This window comes from Phaeodactylibacter sp., assembly GCF_040219495.1.
GTDB lineage: Bacteria > Bacteroidota > Bacteroidia > Chitinophagales > Saprospiraceae > Phaeodactylibacter.
Genome location: NZ_JAVJSK010000087.1, coordinates 34162 through 56267, shown reverse-complemented (window position 1 = coordinate 56267; position 22106 = coordinate 34162). Strand labels below are relative to the sequence as shown.

At 51.1% G+C, this 22106-nt stretch carries 12 protein-coding genes; 8 read left to right on the top strand and 4 right to left on the bottom strand.

Translation table 11 applies throughout. The features are described from left to right. Positions 1–151 precede the first annotated feature (151 nt). The 4 genes from RIC19_RS13315 to RIC19_RS13300 all read right to left on the bottom strand — a co-directional run bounded on the left by RIC19_RS13315 (position 152) and on the right by RIC19_RS13300 (position 4635). A complete protein-coding gene (locus RIC19_RS13315; RefSeq protein WP_350178821.1) occupies positions 152–1315 on the bottom strand; it encodes an amidohydrolase in 1164 nt (387 codons plus the stop codon). Beyond that, positions 1312–2787 carry a sodium:solute symporter family protein gene (locus RIC19_RS13310; RefSeq protein WP_350178820.1) on the bottom strand — a complete coding sequence of 492 codons (1476 nt, stop codon included), beginning with the start codon at positions 2785–2787 and terminating at the stop codon, positions 1312–1314. The genes RIC19_RS13315 and RIC19_RS13310 overlap by 4 nt, the downstream gene beginning before the upstream one ends. A 9-nt stretch (positions 2788–2796) precedes the next feature. Next, complete coding sequence (locus tag RIC19_RS13305) at positions 2797–3237, bottom strand: GNAT family N-acetyltransferase (protein ID WP_350178819.1); 441 nt, start codon at positions 3235–3237, stop codon at positions 2797–2799. A gap of 126 nt (positions 3238–3363) precedes the next feature. Continuing rightward, positions 3364–4635, bottom strand: a complete 1272-nt coding sequence (locus RIC19_RS13300) for an aspartyl protease family protein (RefSeq protein WP_350178818.1) — start codon at positions 4633–4635, stop codon at positions 3364–3366. A 441-nt stretch (positions 4636–5076) separates the two neighbouring features. Here RIC19_RS13300 and RIC19_RS13295 point away from each other — a divergent pair, with 441 nt between their 5' ends. From RIC19_RS13295 to RIC19_RS13260, 8 genes are all read left to right on the top strand, one after another. Beyond that, positions 5077–8070, top strand: a complete 2994-nt coding sequence (locus RIC19_RS13295; RefSeq protein WP_350178817.1) for a SusC/RagA family TonB-linked outer membrane protein — start codon at positions 5077–5079, stop codon at positions 8068–8070. Between the two features lie 17 nt (positions 8071–8087). Beyond that, on the top strand, positions 8088–9692 hold the full coding sequence (locus RIC19_RS13290; protein WP_350178816.1) for a RagB/SusD family nutrient uptake outer membrane protein: 1605 nt from the start codon (positions 8088–8090) through the stop codon (positions 9690–9692). Positions 9693–9939: 247 nt separating this feature from the next. Next, the gene (locus tag RIC19_RS13285; RefSeq protein WP_350178815.1) at positions 9940–13215 is read left to right on the top strand and encodes a VCBS repeat-containing protein; all 3276 of its coding nucleotides are present in this window, start codon (positions 9940–9942) and stop codon (positions 13213–13215) included. Beyond that, positions 13202–13780: a hypothetical protein gene (locus RIC19_RS13280; RefSeq protein WP_350178814.1), complete on the top strand. Its 579-nt coding sequence runs from the start codon at positions 13202–13204 to the stop codon at positions 13778–13780. The genes RIC19_RS13285 and RIC19_RS13280 overlap by 14 nt, the downstream gene beginning before the upstream one ends. Then, complete coding sequence (locus tag RIC19_RS13275; RefSeq protein ID WP_350178813.1) at positions 13777–17067, top strand: VCBS repeat-containing protein; 3291 nt, start codon at positions 13777–13779, stop codon at positions 17065–17067. The genes RIC19_RS13280 and RIC19_RS13275 overlap by 4 nt, the downstream gene beginning before the upstream one ends. Positions 17068–17158: 91 nt before the next feature. Next, on the top strand, positions 17159–20323 hold the full coding sequence (locus tag RIC19_RS13270) for a VCBS repeat-containing protein (RefSeq protein WP_350178812.1): 3165 nt from the start codon (positions 17159–17161) through the stop codon (positions 20321–20323). A gap of 151 nt (positions 20324–20474) precedes the next feature. Next, on the top strand, positions 20475–21167 hold the full coding sequence (locus tag RIC19_RS13265) for an outer membrane beta-barrel protein (RefSeq protein WP_350178811.1): 693 nt from the start codon (positions 20475–20477) through the stop codon (positions 21165–21167). 327 nt (positions 21168–21494) lie between these two features. After that, complete coding sequence (locus tag RIC19_RS13260; RefSeq protein WP_350178810.1) at positions 21495–21857, top strand: hypothetical protein; 363 nt, start codon at positions 21495–21497, stop codon at positions 21855–21857. Positions 21858–22106 lie beyond the last annotated feature (249 nt).

Here is a 22106-nt window from a genome sequence, read left to right as displayed (position 1 = left end):
CTGCAAACTACACTTTTTTGCTTATACTTCGTCCCGAAAATCCTCATTTAGCTAAGGCTAAACTCCGGTTTTCGTGCCTCGTCTAACCAAAAAATTGTTAGTTTTCGACTAGAAGACAAAAGTCCCAACACGCTCTTAGATAAGTTCCTGGTCAGGAAGAACGTTCCAGCACGAGTTCCAAAATACGCCGGTACATATCAATACCCACGGGGATGATCTCATCGGGGAAGTCATAGTCGGGGTTGTGTAGTGCCGGGTGGTCTAAGCCTGCTCCTATGCCAAACATCGCTCCCGTGTACTTTTGGGTGAACGCTCCAAAGTCTTCACCCCACTTGAAAGCCCAGTTTTTGTTGTGGTATTCGAACCCATTGTCTGCTGCAGCCTGCCTGATGATCTGCACCACTTCCGGGTCGTTCCGGGTGGTGCGGAATACGTTGGTCCATTCGGTGTCTACCTCCAGGCCATACTTTTGGGACACCCGGCCGGTATAATCCAAAAGCCGTTTGCTCAGGGCCTGCATTTCTTCTTCGGTACGTGTTCGTATCGTAAGGTGGATTTCGCCGTATCCGGCAGATACCCCATACGCAATTTCGCCCATGTTGATATGCACCGGCGTCAGGATAGCAAATCCTTCTTCCTCTATCTTGGGCTGGCAGGCGATGCCGGCTTCTTTGATGATTTCTGAAATTGCCATAGCGGGATTGATGCCATACTCTGGCTCACCGGCATGCGCTGTCTTTCCATTGAGACGGATAATCAGGCTTTGCACGGCCGCGCTGAAAGCGCCTTCCCTGCAAACTATAGTGCCAGGAGGGAAACCAGGAAGGTTGTGGAAGGCGACTGTGAAATCGACGGGCAGAATCGATTCGAAGGTTTCATCCTTTAGCATCCATTCTGCTCCTGCACCAATTTCTTCTGCAGGTTGGAAAAGGAGCAGGGCACGTCCCTTTTTCGGGGGCTGTTGGGCCAGTGCTCTGGCGAATCCCATCATAACGGCCATGTGCCCGTCGTGCCCACACGTGTGAGAAATATTCTGTTTGGTAGACCGGTAGTCAAAGTCGTTGATCTCTTCTATCGGGAGACCATCCAGCTCGGTACGGAACAGCACGGAAGGGCCGGGCTGCCCACTGTCGAAAATAGCGACCATGCCACAGCCACCAATACCTTCAATAAGTCGGGAAGGCTCCAGTTGCCGGAGCGACTTAGCCAAAAAGGCAGCGGTTTCATGCTCTTCGCCACTCAGCTCCGGGTATTGGTGGAGATAATGCCTAAGCTGATCAATGTCGCTCATCCAGGAAGGCTTTGTTTTCGTCATACAGATTGGGTTGTGTCAGACAATTTTACGGCTGCCGGTATGTCCGGCGGCGTGGTTACATAACTCAATATTATGAAGGACAAAGCAGAAATCGAAATCCCCGCGATATTTGCATCTAAATTATAAGGCAGTTGCCACTTGGTCAAAATGAGCAGGAGCGTGGTGCCGCCGCCCAGGAGCATTGCCCAAAACGCTGCCGTGGGCGTTGCCCGGTTCCAGTACATACCGCCAATAACCGGCACAAAAAGCCCCGATACCATGAAAGCATACGAAAGGAGCATCAACTCCAGTACGTTCTGCATGCTCATGGCGATAAGCAGGGCAATAGCGCCAATGACAAAGGTAGCGATTTGGGAATAACGCAAGATTTTCTTTTCATCTCCCTTGAGGGGCAGGAAGCGCCCCAAAATATCCGTCACCACGTTACCGGAAGCCGCCATCAGGCAGCTATCAGCGGTAGACATGATAGCGGAGAAGTAAGCCGAAAGCATCAGGCCTGTCAGCCCGGCGGGAAGTACGGTTCTCAGCAGCAGGGGCAGCCCCATTTCGGCATCCATAGCCATAGGGTCACTGTACCCCAGGTGCACAAACATACCCTGGTCGGCACCCACCCGGGCAAATAAACCCAGCAAAACGCCCATGAAAGCCATGATGGGGTACTCAAACAGACCGGCAATGTACCAGGCCCGGCGGGCCGTTTTCTCATCCCGGCAGGCGTAGATACGCTGGTAGAGCGTCATGCCAACAAACCAAATCGGGATGATGGTGACGCCCCAGTTCAATAGCTGTGACCAGGACACGTTGGTTAGCTGCAGGAACTCGGGCCGGACAACCTCACGGATCCCTTCAATGCCGCCCACAGCGAAGTACCCCAACGGAATACCAATAAACACCAGGCCGGCCATAAGAATGATCCATTGCACGGTATCGGTATAAATGACCGCTTTTAAGCCGCCGGCTACCGTATACACGACGGCAATGACCCCCATAATGATGAGTGCCTGCGTCATGCTCAGGTCGGTGAAAGTCGCAGAGGCCAGTTTGGCACCAGCCAGCAACTGCGAACTGGTGAAGCCCAGGTAGCCAATAGCAGAGATAATGCCCGCCAATAGCGCCACTCTTGGGCTAAAGAGGAAATCAAAGAGCTGAGGGAAAGTTAGCAGATTGATTTTCTTGGAAAGCCTGTTGACTTTAGGAATAAGGAAAACAGCGCTCAGCCATGCTCCGATAAGGCCCGTGAACAGCATCCAGGAGCCGGCAATGCCCATCAGGAAGCCCAGGCCTCCCAGCCCAATGGAGAACCCGCCGCCAACATCCGTTGCAACAACAGACAGGCCAATGTGCAGGCTACCCATATCCCGACCACCTACGTAGTAGTCATCGGCGTTTTGATTTTGCCTGAAAAAGAAAAAACCTATCCCCAGCATCGCCAGGAAGTAGACGATGAAAATTACAATATCAATCCAATGCATATAAAGGGTTTACTTGTTTTTCAGGCGCATTTCGAGGTACTTGTTCGTGAAGCCCAGCTTCTCGTAAAGGTGGCGGGCGGGGTTGTCGGGCTCTACGTGGAGTGCCATATCGCCCTGCGCCAGGTCAATGGCTTTCTGCATAAGGGCCTTACCAATACCTTTGCCACGCTGACTGCCATCCACCGCGATATAGACCAAGATGTTTTCCGGGATATACCCTTCCATACCTGTACGGTTGATCACGACGGAGCCTGCGATCTTTCCATCAATCTCTCCGGTAATGACAAAGCCACCGTGGGAGGCGGTCTCTTTCAGGGCGTACTGAATTGCCTTTTGAATGTCTTTACGGGCATCACCGTACTGATCGAGGTGTTTGAACAAAAAATCTACGATGTGCCCCTTTTCGGAAAGGGTAGCGGGCTCGAAAGGAGTATATACCTTAATATCCATAAGTAGTTGTAAATGATTTAATTTTGCGGGTTTATTTTCAATAGAACGTAATCAGCTCCACGAGGTTGAGCGGTACTGATCAGGTGCCGGAATATAAGGAATATAAGCTGGGGATAAAAAAAGGGCTCAGATCAGGTCACGAAGCTCAAAGGTGGTTCTGATGCGCTTACCGTTGCGTTTAACCACAAGACGGACTTTTTTGCCAGCAGGTTTTTGCAGCCTCCCGATCAGGCCGCTAAGGGATAAAAGGGTGGTGGGCATCCAGTTAATACGCTTGATTTCATCTCCGGTCTGCAAGCCTGCTTCCTGAGCCGGGGTGTCCTCCAGGACGCTATAAATCAGATAGTCCCGGAGGGTAGGGCCTGTAGCAATAATCAGCAGGCCACTTCGGTCAACTTTGAATTCGTCATCATAGTCTTTATTGGGCTGCAGATAAGCCTCTTCGTGGATGTAATCCAGAATGACCGTAAAGCGCCGGAGTATTTCATTGCCCAATATGCCATTGCGCTGGTCCAGTTGGGTGCTGTCGATCTCGCCCAATTGCAAGTCTTGGTAGCTGGTGACGACGCTCGAAAACCGAAAAGGGGGAAGCTGTAAGCTGGGAACTTTGCCTTTATAGCCCCTGAGGAAACCACCAAGCCCTGCGCCAAGATTGCTGGGAATAACGTGTTCGGGCAAAACCAGGCCCGGATCGCTATCCATATTAATGAGCAAAGGAAGCGCAGCACCGGTATCCAATAGCAGTTTAAGAGTGCTCGTATCTCCCTGCCGCAGGACGACTTCGGGGAAGACATAGGGCTTGCTTTTACTGAATTCAACGTTGATACGGGTGTAGCCTTCAGAGGGGGGGCGGTAGGCACTGGGGTCATACAGAGAGATGACCCGCTTGCGGTAATTAATCTTAATGATAAAGCGCCGGAAAAAATCTGCCCCCAGAATACCGTGGATTTTGACCCCTGTGTAGTCTTCAAGGCGCAGGTAATCCTCTTCCAGTACCAGAATGGAGCGGTTTTTGGCAAGTATAGCACCCGCCTGAAGGTTAATGCCCGAGACCAGGTAGGCGTAAAACTCGCGGCTCAGATCGGCGCCTACAAGGGTGAAGCGCCTGCGGTATTCCAATTGGAGCAAATCTGTAATCTCCCGCTGGCTCAGAATGGTATGCTCGGCCCCGGTATCGAAGATGAAATTCAGAGGGAACCAGTTTTCGAAGACGACCGGTACGACGATAAACCCATTCGTATACTGAAAAGGGAGGTCAATACGGGTTTTGCTCCCTGTGATTTGCAGGTCCTGTAGCTGTGCGTGTGCCGTGCAAGCCCAACCCCCAAAAAGAATAAGTAAGGTTACCCTTAGGTAATTGAAAGAAAACGCAGCAGGCAAATCGTTGGGTGCAGGCATAACAAAGGAATTCGTATCTATTGTCCCAAACAGGGTTTCCGCGTCTAGGTTTTGCCTAACTTACACGTCCGGACGAGATGTGATGATCCACCTGATCAGGCAGCGAATGATAAAAGTGGTGCGTTTTACTTGCAGGATCAAGCTCTTAACGTTAATTTAACATCGTAATTTAATTTGGTTTGAAACCTATTTATAAAAAACTGTTTGCTGATCTTTGTTTTTTCCATCTAATTTGAGACTTTTACAAACTAGTTAGTGTAAAATGGACACAATTTGTCTGCTAATTCGAATTTCAGTTTAAACAATCCCATTGAATTAAAAGAAGCCCAGCGCTTCGTACAAAGAAAATGTAAGCGTGGCTATCAAAAGCTGACAGTCATGTTTATAGTAACAGGATTTATTAATCAGACATAGTTTTTACTAACTAAACCAAAGTAGTGTATGAAACTTAACATCAACTCCATGACAAGGGGCGCGCTCCTCGTCTTGGCTCTCCTGCTGTGCAACTTCACTTTTGCGCAGCGTACCCTTACCGGTACGGTAACGGATGCTGAGACAGGTGAACCCCTGATCGGGGCAAACATTCTTGTCGTTGGCTCCAGCACCGGTACCATTACAGACTTCGATGGTGCTTATTCCCTTAATGTTTCCGCAGATGCGAAAGAACTGGAATTCTCTTACACAGGATACACTTCTTCGCGTATTGAGATTGGTAGCCAAACTAAGATTGACATCTCCCTTTCTGCCGGACAGCAGTTGGAAGAAGTAGTCGTAGTAGGCTATGGTTCTCAGAAGGAGAAAGAAATTACCTCTGCAGTTACCTCTGTAGGGGCTGACGAATTTAACCGTGGCCCAATTACCGATCCTTCCCAGTTATTACAAGGTAAGGTAGCGGGCCTTCAGGTGTACAACCGTGGTGGTGACCCCAACGGCGAGAGCGTTATCCGCCTGCGTGGTATCTCTACCGTAGGTGCCAACACAGAACCACTCGTGGTTGTGGACGGTATCATCGGTGCTTCCCTCGCTAACGTTGACCCCAACGATATTGAGAATGTAACCGTTCTTAAGGACGGTTCCGCCGCAGCGATCTACGGTTCCCGTGGTTCTTCCGGTGTAATTCTGGTTACTACACGCTCCGGTGAGAAAGGCAAGGGCGTACAGTTCTCTTACAATGGTCAGGCTGCTGCTTCCACAGCATTCAACAGCGTTCCGGTCATGAGCCCGCAGGAATTCGTCGCGGCTGGTGGTACGGACCTGGGCAGCGAAACCGACTGGGTAGACGAAGTGACGCGTACAGGCCTTAGCAATATACACAGCTTGTCTGCTTCCGGCGGAGCGGGCAACACCTCTTACCGTGTATCCGGTAACTATCGTAACGTAGACGGTATCCTCCAGAATTCCGGCTTTGAGCAGTTCAACGGCCGTGTTAACCTCTCGACCAAAGCTTTCAATGATAAGGTAAGCATTGACTTCAACTCGTCTTTTACCAACCGGAACTCTGACTACGGCTTCAACGAAGCCCTCCGTTATGCCGTACTTTACAACCCTACGGCTCCGGTATTGGGTTCTAATGCGCCATTCCCTTTTGAGAGTGATCAGTACGGTGGTTTCTTCGAAACACTCGGTCTGTTTGACAGCTTCAACCCGGTTTCTATCATTGAGCAGAACCGTAATCAGGGCAAGCGCACCGAAGTAACCTACGGTGGCCGCGTTGCTTATGACATCACGCCAAACCTGGAAATCGCTGGCCGCGTGGCACAGCAGAAAACCACTTTGGCTAACCGCACGTACTATCCGACCACTTCTTTGTTCCGGGGTAATGCCACTAGCCCCACTCGTAAAGGCCGTGCAGATATGTACGACGAGATTACGAGCTTCCAGTTGTTTGAAGGGTATGCCACTTACGTTGGTGATGTGGGCAGAAAGTCTAACCTCCGTGTGACGGGTGGTTACTCATACCAGCAGAATAACTTCGAGTCTACCTACCTCAGCCTTGGTGACTTTCCAGATAACTCCCTTGATTTCGGTAATTTGATTCAGACTTCTCAGGACTTGCAGAATGCGGGCTTTATCTCCGCTAATAGCGCTGTGTCTCCGGACGAGAAAATCATTGCCTTGTTTGCACGGGCCAACATGACCATCGACGATGCGATCTTCCTGAATGCATCTATCCGCCGTGAGGGCTCCACTAAGCTTGGTGCGGATAACCGCTGGGGATGGTTCCCTGCTCTTGGTGTGGGTGTAGACGTTAACCGCTACCTGGATATCAATAACGTTGACCTCCTGAAAGTACGGGTAGGTTATGGTGTGACTGGCGCCCTGCCTGGGCCAAACGGTCTGTCTCAGCCGATCCGTCAGGTTGTAAATGGTGACGACGGCAGCGTTTCTACAGAGCTGATCCGTGCCGCCAACCCTGATCTCAAGTGGGAGGAAAAAGCAGAGTTGAACCTCGGTGTGGAATTCACCATGGGCCGTTTAAACGCTACTTTGGACTTGTATGATCGTGATATCTCCGACTTTATCCTCGAGCGTACCGTTGATGTAGCTGTTTTCGGTACTGACCGTCGCTTCGAGAATGCCGGTCGCCTGACTACACAAGGTGCAGAGCTGACTTTGGGCTACGATGTCATCCGTAAGGAGAACATGATCTGGAATACAGGACTGGTACTGAGTACTTATCAGACTACCCTTGAGGAGTATGTTGTACCTGTGGAGCAGCGCGCCAACCTGGGTGCACCTGGTCAGAACGGTACCAATATGATTGTAATTCGCGAAGGTGAGGAAATCGGACAAATTTGGGGCCCTGTATTCGAAGGAGTAGGTGAAGATGGTTCTCCTATTCTGGCAGACCTGAATGGTGATGGCGAGGTGATCGCTGATCAGGGTAACGCATTGAACCCGGATGCTGACTTCCAGACACTCGGTAATGGTATCCCTGATCTGGAGTTTGGCTGGACCAATCAGCTTTCTATCGGCAACTGGTCTGTAAATGCCTTCTTCCGGGGTGCCTTAGGCCACAGCCTTGTCAATACTTTCCGTGCATTCTATGAGCCTCGCATTTCTTCCCAGACTTCTTATAACTTTGTTAATACAGAGTTGGCGGAGCCAGGACTGACGTCTGCGCAGTTTAGCTCTCTATACGTAGAAGAGGCAGACTTCTTCAAACTGGATAACCTGACCATCTCCAGAAGCTTCTCTTTTGAGAAGGGTGCTGCTATCCGTGGTCTTACAGTGTCGTTAACCGGACAAAACCTGTTTATTCTGACTAACTACACGGGTACTGACCCTGAACCATCATTGGTAGACTATGGTTCATCAGATAATGGTGGAGAAGTAGACTTCTCAAACCCTGATGTACTTAGCCCGGGCATCGATCGCCGCTACAGCTATTTTGCATCGCGGACATTCACACTGGGTGTAAATCTTAATTTCTAACTTGAAAACTAAAAGTGATGAAAAAACTTTTTAAATATTCTTTAATATTTGGCCTCGGTCTTCTAATGTCGGGATGTAGCGATCTTGAGGAAGATTTGGTCGGCGATATCACCGAAGAGATCGTCGTGGAAGGCATCAACACCGAAGGCCCAGGAGGCGGTGAAGGCGCACTTACGGCGCTTTACGCTGAACTTCGTAACTCCGGTACAGCTAACCACGGTGGCTATTACTCCATTCAGGAGATTACCACCGACGAAATGTTCATCGGTGCCAAAGGTGGTGACTGGTTCGATGGTGGTGACTTGATCCGCCTGCACCAGCACACCTATACCGCTAACCACCCGTTTGTCAACGGTGCCTGGGTAGGTACTTACAACGCTATTGCAACGGCTAACGATAACATAGGCGGTGGCAACCTGAGTGAGACCGAAACAGCCCAAGCGCGTGCCGTACGTGCTTACTTCTACTGGCGATTGCTCGACTCTTACGGTCGGGTGAAGCTGGTAACCGAGGAGAATCCTGACCCGCCACAGGCGTCTCGTCAGGATGTATTTGAATTTGTAGAGAGCGAGCTGCTGGCTGCATTAGGCATCAGTGAGGTAAGTGAATCTATGGACCTGTCCAACAGCCCGCTGGCTGATGGTGGTTCGGCTTATACCATGAACCGCTACGGTGCACTGGGCCTGCTGGCTAAGTTGTATCTCAATGCAGAGGTTTACACGGGCACTGCTATGTATGATAAGGCGGAGATTGCCGCTTCGTATATCATTGACAGTGGCCAGTATGTACTTTGTGGCGATGGATGCTCCGTGCCTAACCTTGGAAGGCGGCCACGTGTATCCACAGAAATAGACCCGGAAATGCTTGAGGGGTATGCCGCAGTTTTCGCTGCCAATAACGAAGGTAACCCGGAGCATATCTTTGCCGTACGTTACGATGAAGCTACTGGTGCTGGTATGAATTTCGCTATGATGAACCTGCACTATTCCAGTCAGTTTACCTGGAATTTCCAGGAGCAGCCTTGGAATGGTTATGCCACCATCGAAGAGTTCTATAACTCTTACGAGGATGGTGATGCCCGTAAAGAGGCAAACTTCATCGTTGGTCCTCAGCTTGACTTTAGCGGTTTTCCACTGCTGGACTACGCTGCTGACGACGACGATATTCAGCTGAACTATACACCAAAAATCAACGAGCTGGCACCCAACTCACAGCGTGAGGCAGGTGCACGCCCGGCGAAGTTTAGCTACAAGCAGTTTGGCCGTGCCGAGATGGACAACGATTTCCCGCTTGTTCGTTTGGGTGAAATATACCTGGTTCGCGCTGAGGCAGCTGCTCGTCAGGCCGGCAACTGGACTGTTGCAGAAGCTGACGTAAACGTGCTGCGTGCACGTGCTGGCGTTGCTGAGTACAACGGCACAATGACCGCTGACGAATTCCTTGCTGAGCGTGGTCGCGAAATGTTCCAGGAAACAGCTCGCCGTACTGATATGATCCGCTTTGGAAAGTACAACGGAGAGTGGTGGGAGAAGCCAGCTTCCGAGCCATTCGTGAATATTTTCCCAATCCCACAGGAGCAAATCAATGCTGGTGGTGGATTGACACAGAACCCAGGGTACTAATCCCCTGAATATTAGATAAGTATTTTATCCCGAGCCCCTCCTGATGAAGGGCTCGGGATATTTTTTGATACCCTTAGACTTTGTTTGGAGCTTACTTCTACTGCAAATCAAGGACTTGCGAACCATAGCGTCACCTTTTTGGGCTTATTTGGCCCTGCCAAACGCACCAAAAAAGGTTTAGCCAGAACCACAACTCCTTGATTTTCGTAACAAATCCGCACCAAGCATAGTCTTAAGCATTCGGTTTATGCACTGCTTAAATCTTAGAACGGTTTCCGAAAAACTGCTCAGTGTAAGAGGGGTCCTTTTCTTATTCGCCTTATACCTTTTCAGTGGCTGCACGGATCAACAAAAGACTTTTTTCACCGCGCTGGGTCCCGAGTCCACTGGTATTCAATTCTCTAATGATCTCCATTACACGGAGGACTACAATCCCTATACTTACCGAAATTTCTACAACGGAGGTGGCGTAGCCATAGGAGATATTAATAACGATGGATTGCCAGACCTTTACTTCGCCGGCAACCTCGTGCCTAATCGATTATACCTCAATAAAGGCGGGCTGCAATTTGAAGATATTACCGAGCAAGCGGGCCTGGCCTGTACAGGCGTATGGACATCCGGTGTCAATTTCGTGGATATTAACGGAGACGGATGGCTCGATATCTATGTCTGCAAAGCGGGTAAACCTGGTGGCCCCAACCGGCACAACGAACTCTTCATTAATCAGGGCGACCTCACTTTTGCCGAGGAGTCTGCTGCCTACGGCCTGGATTTTACAGGCTTATCCATTCAGTCGGCTTTTTTTGATTACGACCTCGATGGAGACCTGGACTGCTACCTGCTCAACAACTCTCTGCGCTCCGTGGGTGGGTTTGATATGCAGGAAGGCCTGCGCGATCAGTATGACCCGGAGGGCAACAAGCTACTGGAAAACCGGGAGGGCGTATTTGTGGATGTGACCCGGGAAGCGGGCATCTATGCAAGCCGGATCGGCTACGGCCTGGGCATAACCCTTGCGGACTTCAATCAGGATGGTTGGCCCGATATTTTCCTTTCCAACGATTTTTTCGAAAAAGACTACTTGTATTTCAATAATCAGGATGGCACCTTCAGGGAAACCTCCGACTCCAGCTTTATGGCCTTGTCCATGGGGTCAATGGGAGCCGATGCCTGTGATTTGGACAATGACCTCCTGTCTGAAATCTTCGTCACTGAAATGCTGCCCCGCGCTGCCGACCGCAAAAAGACCAAAACTGCCTACGAGGAATGGGACAAATACCAACTCAGCGTCAAGAAAGGCTACCACCATCAGTTTGCCCGCAATGTGTTGCACAAGAACCTCAACGGGCATCAGTTCGTTGAGCTGGGGCGGATGGCCGGCGTGGAGAGTACAGACTGGAGCTGGTCTGCCCTCCTACAGGATTATGATGCAGATGGGCTGAGGGATATTTTTGTCAGCAATGGTATCCGTTCTGACCTTCTGGACAAAGACTACCTCAATTATATGGCCAACGAGACCCGCGTCCGTGCCATGATCAACGAAGATAAAGAGGTACTGAAAAAGCTTATCGACATCATGCCTTCAGCGCCCGTGCCCAATGCCTTGTTCCGTAACGAAGGTGGGCTGCAGTTCTCCTACCGAACCCGGGAATCCGGGTTCGAAACGCCAACCTACAGCAACGGCAGTGCCTACGGTGACTTGGATAATGATGGAGATCTCGATCTGGTCGTCAATAATGTGGATCAGCCGGCGACTCTATACCGGAACAACACTCTGCGCAGCGAGGCCCACAGTATCGCATTCCGGCTCGAGTTCAAAGGAGGCAACCGGCAAGCTATTGGCACCAAAGTGCTGATGGTCTCGGACAGCCTCCGCAGCCTTTTTGAGTACTTCCCAACCAAAGGTTTTCAGAGCAGCTCCGCCGTCCCCGTTTTCTTTGGGCTGGGGCCCCGCACTGTTGTAGATAGTGTTTACGTCATCTGGCCCAACGGCGAGGTCAGCGTCAAAACCCAACTGGAGGCGGATCGGGTTTATGACATTCGTTATGTGGATGCCGGGGTGGTGCTCCAACCGCCCACCTTATGGTCGGCACCTAAACCTGTTTTGCGCCCGGTAGCTCCACCGGTACGCTTTGAGCACGAGGAAGTCGATCTCAATTTCTTTGGACGGGAGCGGATGCTCTTAACCATGCCTGGGGGCAAAGGCCCGGTGCTGGCAAAGGCAGATGTGAATGGTGATGGGCAGGAAGACGTATTCGTTGGTGGCGGAAAAAACCAAGAGTCCATGCTCTACCTCGCTACGGAAGAGGGCTTTGAGCCCAAAGCGCTTTTCGCAGATACCCGCCGTTCAGAAGTGACAGACGCCGTCTTCTTTGATAGTGATCAGGATGGCGACCTGGACTTATACGTCGGGCACGGCGGTAAAGCCTTTTCAGAATATACGCCCGAACTGAATGATGCCCTCTACCTGAATGATGGGCTTGGCAACTTTCAGCGTGCGGCGGAGGCCCTGGATTTTCCGGCTCCGCTTTCCACAGGTGCAGTCGCAATAGCGGATTTCGATCAGGATGGCCGCCCTGACATCGTCGTGGGAGAAGCCATGAAGACTAACATCTACGGGCTGCCCGGCAGCTGTCTGCTCTGGCGCAACAAGGGCAGTAATCAATTTGAACGCTTCGGTGCCGAGGCTGGAAAAGACCTGGGCATGATCACTACCCTGGCGGTTGCCGATATTGACGGCAATGGCTGGACGGATGTGCTATTGGCCGGAGAGTACATGCCCATCACCGTATTATACAATGAACAATCAACCTTCCGGAAGGAAGTGCTGAACGGCACCGACGGGTGGTGGCAAGCCATGGAAATGACTGACCTGGACCAGGACGGCGACCCTGACTTTGTCCTCGGTAATTTAGGTACCAACAACTTCTTCCGGGAGGGGCATATGGTATTTGTGGCAGATTTTGACCAAAACGGCACGCCTGAACAGATTGCCTGCACCAAAACAGAAGACGGGCACTTTCCCATTCAGGACATCGACGAGCTGTACATGCAAATGCCGGTGCTCAAGAAAAAATACCGCCGGTACGAAGCTTTTTCTAAAGCCCCCCTGGAAGCCCTGGTATCCAAAGAGCAACTGGCTCAGGCACAACAGCTATTCCTCAAAGAGCGGCGCAGTGCAGTCCTTTGGAACGAAGGCGGTAAGCTGAGCCTGCAGGCATTGCCCGCTGCCGTGCAGTACAGCAGCGTGCATGCCATTCTGATAGAGGATATCGACCGGGACGGTATCCCTGACTTGCTGTTCGGAGGCAACGACTACCGGGTCAAGCCGCAGTTTGGCCGGCAGGATGCCTCGAAGGGCTGCTTGTGCCGGGGCATCGCAAAAGAAGGGAAACCACAGTTTGAAACCTGCCAGATGCTGAGCATCGACGGGCAGATACGAAGTTTACTGGCCATCCATAAAAATCAAATTATTATTGGGCTTAACGATGAGAAAATTCAGTGGTATGAGTTCCGTTAAAAAACTTTGGCTTTTTGTTGTACTGGTTTTGACTTTTCAAAGCTGCAAATCAGAATATCAGCAGTACGTTGACCGGGAAATGGGTAGCGGCGCAACACAGGACAGCCTCATTTTTGGAATGCGGATAGGGCAGTCCAAAAAAGAGTTTTATGCCACTTGCTGGGAGCTCAACAAGCAGAAAATCATAACGGCAGGCACGGGTAATCAGTACGTCCTTTACATCGTGGATGAGGACACGCTTGGTGATAATTCCCGGGCTAAGGACATGCTCTTTTACGGTATCTTTGATGAAAACGACATCATGCAGGGTATGGACATGAAGTATGCCTACCAAACCTGGGCCCCCTGGAACCGCGCCCGGCATGCGGATAGCCTGCTGAACCGGTTGCGTGATCAGTATTTAAGGGGATACCCCGGCAATGATTTTATCGAATTGGAAGTCGAGGGGCTGAAAGCACCCGCTATGGTCAAGATTGATGGCAACAGGCAGATACTGATGTACCCCATCAATAATAAAGATGTCAAAGTTCGTATTGAAGATTTACGATATAAGCTCAAAAAATGATGAAAATACACTCAGCATTTTGGATAGTAACCCTTTTATCCCTGATGGCTTGTGAGCCCAATAGCTCCGACCCTGCAAGTCAGTCGGCCGGGCCGCTTTTTGTCCTCCGGGATAATGCGGAGACGGGCATAGGCTTCAGTAATGACCTGACTTATACCAACGACTTCAACGTCTACAAATACCGCAACTTCTACAACGGTGGCGGGGTGGCTATCGGCGATATCAATAATGATGGCCTGGCCGATGTTTACCTGACGGCCAACCAAACCGGGAATAAACTCTACCTGAATAAAGGAAATTGGAAATTTGAAGACATCTCCGAAAAAGCGGGCGTAAGCGGGCAGCGCGCCTGGTCTACCGGCGTAACGATGGCAGATGTGAACGGTGACGGCCTGCTGGATATCTATGTCTGCAACTCCGGAGATGTGGAAGGGGACAACAAGGAAAACGAGCTCTTCATCAATCAGGGTGGGCTGCGCTTCGAGGAACAGGCGGAGGCGTACGGCCTCAACGACAAGGGCTACTCTACCCACGCAAGTTTCTTCGACTATGACAAAGACGGGGACCTGGATGTATACATCCTCAATAATTCTTTTCAGGCTATCGGCAGCTTCAATTTGCGCAAAAACGAACGGCCGAAGCGGGATGCGCTCGGCGGGGATAAGCTGATGCGCAACGAAGGCGGCCGGTTTGTGGACGTGAGCGAGGCAGCGGGCATTTACGGTAGCGTGATCGGCTTCGGCCTGGGCGTAACGGTGGGCGATGTCAACAACGACAACTGGGAAGACATCTTTATCTCCAACGATTTCTTCGAGCGCGATTACCTGTATATGAATCAGCAGGACGGCACCTTCAGGGAAGACCTGGTGAATCAAATCAACTCCATCAGCGGGGCTTCCATGGGCGCGGATATGGCAGATATCAACAACGATGGCTACCAGGATATCTTCGTAACTGAAATGCTCCCTTCTGACTACAAACGCCTGAAGTCTGTAACCACTTTTGAGGGCTGGGACAAGTACCAGTATAATGTGGCCAACGGCTACCACCATCAGTTTACACGCAACGTGTTGCACCTCAACCGGGGCAATAGCACCTTCAGCGAGATTTCCCGCCTGGCGGGCGTGGAAGCCTCCGACTGGAGCTGGGGCGCCCTGTTCTTTGATATGGACAACGACGGGTACGAAGACCTCTTCATCGCCAATGGCATCTACAAAGACCTAACCGATCAGGACTACCTGCAGTACATCGCCAACGAATCGGTCATACAGTCTATAATTTCCGACAAGGGGGTGAATTACAAAGAACTCATCGATATTATCCCCTCCAACAAAGTGCCCAATCACGCTTTCAAAAACCTCGGCGGCCTCTCCTTCGAAGAATACGGGGATAGCGGTTTGCAAATGCCCAGTTTCTCCAATGGCGCGGCCTACGGCGACCTGGATAACGATGGTGACCTCGACCTGGTGGTCAACAACGTAAGCATGCCCTGCTTCGTCTACGAAAATCAGGGTGCAGGGGGCAATTATCTCAAATTTCACCTGCAGGGAGCGGACGGGAACACCTTCGCCATCGGCAGTAAGATCGAAGTGCGTGCCGGGCAGCAAACCTGGTTGTTGGAAAATCAGCCGACCCGCGGCTTTCAGTCTAGTGTTGATCCGGCAGTGGTGGCAGGCATTGGAGACGCTACCGCTGCGGAGGTGTCCATCACCTGGCCCGATGGGAAAGTGACGCAACTGGGTACCGTGCAAGCCAATCAGACCCTTACGGTAAACGCTTCCACAGCGCAGGCCGTAGCCTCCATGAGTGCTGAAAACGCAGCCTCCGGCAAAGCCTTTGATCCGGTAGCCGACCCGCTAAACTACAAACACGAAGAAAACAACTACGTCGATTTCAACCGGGAGCGGCTTGTCTACCACGGGCACAGCACAGAAGGCCCCCGGGTGGACCAGGCCGATTTGAATGGAGACGGGTACACCGATATCGTTATTCCCGGCCCTAAAGATTCTCCTTGCGTGGTGTACTACGGCAAAGCAGATGGCGGCTTCACCAAAAAGGTACTCGAACAAGTGGATGCAGGGGCTGAGCACCTGGCCGCCCACCTCTTCGATGCTGATGGCGATGGCGACCCGGACCTCTACCTGGCCAGCGGGGGCGTGGAAATTACCGAATTCTCCAACCTGCTGCACGATGAAATCTGGTTTAACGATGGTACCGGGCAGTTTTCGGAGCACCGGCAGGTTTTTCCCAGTGAGCTCAAATTGAGCACGCTCGCAGTGGATTCCCGGGATATTGACGGAGACGGGGATGAGGACTTGTTCGTGGGCGAAAGAATTAAAGTGGGAAAGTATGGGGCGAAGTGCTCGGGCTTTATTTTGGAAAACGATGGGGCGGGCAACTTCCGCGACGTCACCGAAGCCTACTACCCTGAACTATCCAATATCGGCATGATTACCGGGGCACGGTGGTGCGATCTGAATGCGGATGACCGCCCGGACCTTGTTGTGGTCGGCGAATTCATGGAAGTGTACCTGCTGATCAACGAAGGGGGGCGCCTGCGCCGAGTTGCCCTGCCCTTCCCCAATGCCGGCTTGTGGACGGCCCTGGAAATCGCAGATATTGATGGCGATAACCGGGAGGACCTTATTCTCGGTAATCTTGGTACCAACAGCCGCATCCGGGGCAATGCCGAACACCCACTGCGCCTCTATTTCAAAGATTTCGACCATAACAACTTCCCGGAAAGCATCCTGACATTCAATGCGGAGGATGGGAAAGACTATCCCTATGCGCTGCGGCACAATCTCGCCAAGCAGATGCCTTACCTCAAGAAGAAGTACCCCAATTTTCATGCCTTCAAATCCGATGATATCACGAAAATCTTTGACGGAAATCAACTGGAATCGGCAGAGATACTTGAAGCCAATGAACTGCGGTCTGTTGTACTCCGGAATCTCGGCGAAGAGCAGTTTGAAAAGCAGGTGCTGCCTGTTACCGTTCAGTTCAGCCCGGTCTACGCCATCAAAGCCGTGGACGTCAATCAGGATGGTCTGCCCGATTTGCTGCTGGGGGGCAACCTGTTCAAGGTGCAGCCCGAAGTGGGTATATATGATGCCTCCTATGGCAACTGCCTGATCAATAACGGCAAAGGCGGCTTTACGGACCGCTCCGTAGCGCTTGGGTTTGAAGTGAAAGGCGAAATTCGGGACATTCAGCTCATCAATGAGCTACTTTATATCTTTCGGAATAATGATTATGTCAAGACATACCAGATTAATTATGAATAGAGTTGGCGTTCTCCATTGGCTTACTGTTTTGCTTTTGCTAACAACGTGGTCTTGCGGGGAAGCCCCAACAATAGATTCAGCCCCGGGTACGATGCGCACGCTGGGGCCTGCAGAGACCGGCATTGACTTCGCCAATCAGCTATCCGACAGTCCGGAGCGCAATATTATTGAGTACCTCTATTACTATAACGGAGGCGGGGTCGCGGTAGGTGATATCAACAACGATGGGCTGGAAGACCTCTTCTTTACGGCCAACGAACAGCCCGACAAGCTCTACCTCAACAAAGGGGGGCTACAATTTGAAGATATTTCCGCACCGGCAGGCATACTGCCCGATGACGCCTGGTCTGCCGGGGTGACGATGGCAGATGTTAACAACGATGGCTACCTGGATATCCACGTTTGTAAGGTGGGCGTGGGTGTTATGCCGGCAGCCCACAACCTCTTGTACATCAATCAAAAAGATGGCACCTTCAAAGAAAGCTCTAAGGCCTATGGGCTCAACATTCAGGGCTTCTCTACGCAGGCCTGCTTCCTGGACTATGATCAGGACGGCGACCTCGATATGTATCTGCTCAACCACAACGTACACTCTGTACGCAGCTATGGCACTACAAAAAAGCGGAAAGAATCGGACCCCTGGGCTGGTGACCGCTTCCTGGAAAACCGGGTCAACGAAGCGGAAGGGCAGTTTGTGGACGTGACTGAAGCGGTTGGCATTTATAATAGCCCACTGGGGTATGGGCTGGCGATTTCCGCCGCAGACCTGAACGGTGACGGCTACACGGATATTTACGTTGGGAATGACTTTCATGAAAACGATTACCTCTACCTCAACAACGGCGACAAAACCTTCCGTGAGGTTGTCAAAGACTGGACCGATCACACCACGCAGTTTAGCATGGGCGTGGATATTGCGGATATCAACAACGACTTGCTACCCGATATTTTTAGTACCGACATGTTGCCTTTTGATGAGGAAACTTACCTGAAATCAGGTGGAGAAGACACCGATCAGCTCAAACGCATCAAAGCTGACCTGGGGTTTGAGGAGCAATATGCCCGCAACCACCTGCAGGTCAACTCCGGACAGGCCTATTTTACAGATCTGGCCCTGCAAACCCGCACCTTCGCAACGGATTGGAGCTGGGGCGTGCTGCTGCAAGACTTCGATAATAATGGCTGGAAAGACATCTTCATCACCAATGGCATCGTAAAGCGGCCCAACGACCTGGACTACATCAATTACCTCAACAGCGAGGCCGTGGCTGATCTTGATGAGAATGACCCCGAACGCACCCGGAAACTGATCGAAAAACTCCCTTCCGAAAAGCTTCAGAACATCCTTTTTCTGCAGCAGCGTGCTCTGGAGTTCACCACTCTGGAAGACTCCAAAGTCGGGCTACCCACCTTCTCCAACGGGGTGGCTTATGCCGATTTGGACCAAGACGGCTACCTGGAAGTCGTCGTCAACAACATCAATGAACCGGCGCACATACTGTCCATTAGTGACAAAGATGCCGGCGGTAATTACCTGAGCCTTCAACTTCAGGACCCATCGCAAAAGCCGATTCTGGGCACCAAAGCTTACGTTTATGCCGGTGGCCGTGCGCATTATCAGGAGTTGCAGGTCGTGAAAGGCTATCAGTCCTCCGCTTCCTATCGATTGCACTTTGGGCTGGGCGATGCTGACCGGGCCGACTCCGTACGGATCATCTGGCCAGGGCAGGCCACGCAACTGCTCACTGATGTGCCTGTTAATCAGAACCTGCAGATCGGGAAACCAGCAGAGGCACTGCCCTTAGCGGCTACAGGTAGCGTGGGAACGCCAAGTTTTGAAGTCTTTCCGATCCGGCACGAGGAGAATCCGTACGAAGATTACGAAAAAGAAAAACTCATTCCTGAGCGGCTTTCCCAGGAAGGGCCGGCAGTACTGTACGAAGACCTCAACGCAGATGGCATAAAGGACTTGCTCATTGGCGGAGCCCATGGGCACCCTATGCGCCTGCTGCAAGGTCAGCCCAATGGCACCTTCAGCAACATGGAGGTCACCGCTTTCACGCGGGATGCCCGCTACGAAGATGCGGATTTTGCAACGATTGACTTTGACCGGGACGGCGATCTGGACCTGTACGTCGTTAGTGGTGGCGGTGCCGCCCGGGAATTGGAAAAGACACTTGAAGACCGCCTTTACCTTAATAACGGTGACATGGACTTCCGCCGGGTGCAGCTCTCCCTGCCCCACACCAACGGTAGCGTTGTCGCTGTTGCGGACTTCAATAAGGATGGGTACGAAGATATCTTTGTAGGGGCCCGCTCTATACCCGGCTCCTACGGGTTGTCGCCCTACAGCTTTGTCCTGACCAATAAAGAAGGCAAAGGGGTTGATATTGGCTATAAACACCGCTTTGGTATGGTCACAGATGCAAAATGGGCTGATTTAGATCAGGACGAAGATTTGGACCTGATCATTTGCGGTGACTGGATGCCGATAACGGTTTTGAAAAACAATGGGCAGGGCACCTTGGAATACCTGCCGGAAGAAGCCGGTATCCCGGGCCTCACCGGCTTTTGGACTAAACTGGCGCTGGCTGATGTCAATCAGGATGGGCAGCTCGATATTTTTGCCGGGAACATGGGCACGAACAGCCTGATGCAGGCCAGCACGGAAGCCCCCATAAAGCTATACCTCGGCGATTTTGATGATAACGGCTACGTCGATCCCCTGATTTTCTTTTTGTACTATGACCGCTACGTTCCCCTGGGCTCCAAAGACAAGCTGTTGTCTCAGTTGCCGGGCCTGAAGAAGGATTTTGTCTCTTATGCTAAGTTTGCAGAGGTCGCTGGTTTTGAAGGCTTATTGCCGGAAGAAGGGCAGAATATGCTGGTAGAGGAGAAAAAAGTCGAAACCCTACAGTCTATGCTATTCCTATCCACAGCTGATGGGGGCTACGAAGCGCAGCCTTTACCTGCACAGGCGCAGTGGGGCACAATACAGGATATGTGGTGGGAAGAAGAGCCCCGGCAGTTATACTACATCAGCAGTAATGCTGAGCTGATGGCCGTACATGGCAACAGCCAATCCGCACGGGGCGGAGTACTTGGAGGCTACGATACTACAGACTCCTCCTTTAAAGCAGTCCAATCACTTAATCTGCCGACCGGGGTTCAGGCGCGGGCGCTTTTGCCATTAGGCGAAGGGCAGTTATTGTTGATTACGAATAACGACTACCCTTATTTACTGAGTAGCCGTTAGGACGCTGCAACAAAAATGGATTTTCAAGGTTGCTTGAATGTATCACCAGGTGCGTGAAAGCTAATCTTAATGTGCTGCACCTGAACAAACATCAGGGTCAGGTGTAGTGCTCTGCTACATTTAGGGTTTAACCTTTAGATATCGCTTTGTCATGACTACCTCATTAAAGTTCATTTCGCTGTGCTGCCTCTTTCTCTTTGTACTGCCGCAGGATGCCGATGCGCAGCGTCGGGGCAAGCGTATCAAGCAGCGCTTCCGCGCCTCCCTGATCGCCGGTTTCAACCTTTCTCAGATGGATGGCGATAATTATAATGGCTTTGACAAGTTCAACACTCAATTTGGTATCGGTGGTACCGCCATCATCAACCATTATTCAGAAATAGGTGTCGAGCTGCTCTACCATAGCAAGGGAGCCCGAACGGAATCGGACCCTCGTCGCACGATAAATAGAAAAGACCGGTTGGTGGACTTGAACTATATGGAAATCCCCTTTTTCTATCGCTACAATCGTATGGGCGGAGCGCCTGGTATTTTTTTTGAATTTGGTGGCGCCTTTGCCCGGCTTATTGAGGCCAGGGTTAATGAGCCTGACATGGTCCTGGATGGCTTGGTCATTAGCGGTCTGGAGGATGATTTTAACAAAAATGAGCTGAGCCTGCTACTTGGGCTGGGGCATCACTTTACAGAGCATATCGGCGCACGTATTCGTTACAGCTTCGCACTTACCCGTGTTTACAATACTGATGACCTTAGCGATCAGGCTGTCCTGCAAATTGAACAGGAACGAGGGCTAACGCAGCTGCGGAACTACTATATCAGTCTTGCCGCCTTCTATCGGTTTTAAAGGTTAATTGCTAATGGCGTGTGTAAGTGGTTGATTTACAGGTTGTTTTTCGATAAACCTTAATTGTAGCCAAATAATATTCGCTGGTATACAAAATAGGCTGCATTGATCGAATATTCCTGCCCGTTTATAGAAGGTACCCATTTCCAAAGATCATTTCGTGCAACTTCCACGTTATATATCCGTCTTTGATAATGAAGACATCAATAAACGATTTAGTTGATAAGCACCCGCTGACCCGGGCCATTTGCTCATAGGTCAAATTGTGCCTTATTGCCTGGTTGTTAGATTTTTATCCCGATTGTTATACCTAAAATCAGTTTTGTTATGAAAACCTTTCGCATTGTTTTTTCAGCCCTTTTGCTTACTGCATTCGTCACGGCTTCCTTTGCTTCTGCGCCCGACAGCGCTACCGCAACCAAGGACCTTCGTCGTGAAATTTCCAAAATGATCGAATCGCCAGATCTGGCTCAGCTGGGTATGGACGAAACTTTTGTATTCATTCATTTTAAGGTGAACGAGAACAACGAGATCATTGTCCTCAATGTACTCGGTGTGACCGAGGAAATCTGTGAACAAGTGAAGCAAAGCATCAATCACCGCAAAGTTGAGGGCTTTGGCCTGGACAAAGCACAGGAATATAACCTGCGCGTCAACTTCGTGGCTGAGGGTGCACTTACCAAAAGGTAATCGTTAAGCCATTTTGGTGAAGGTAATGCCGGGTTGGGCCATGCGCTCAGCCCGGCATTATTTTTTTGCCGGAAGAGCACAGGATAGCTTTGACTGCTGGAGTAGAGCTTAAGCCTGGGCATTTCCGGGAGCTCTGCCCCAGCTTTTCTTTGGGAAACCTATCGGAGAGCAGGAAACTCCCCGACAGGAGGCTCGGCTGCTGGCGCAGAGCTTAATCCAGTACCTTCCCCGGCGTTCTGCCCCAGCTTC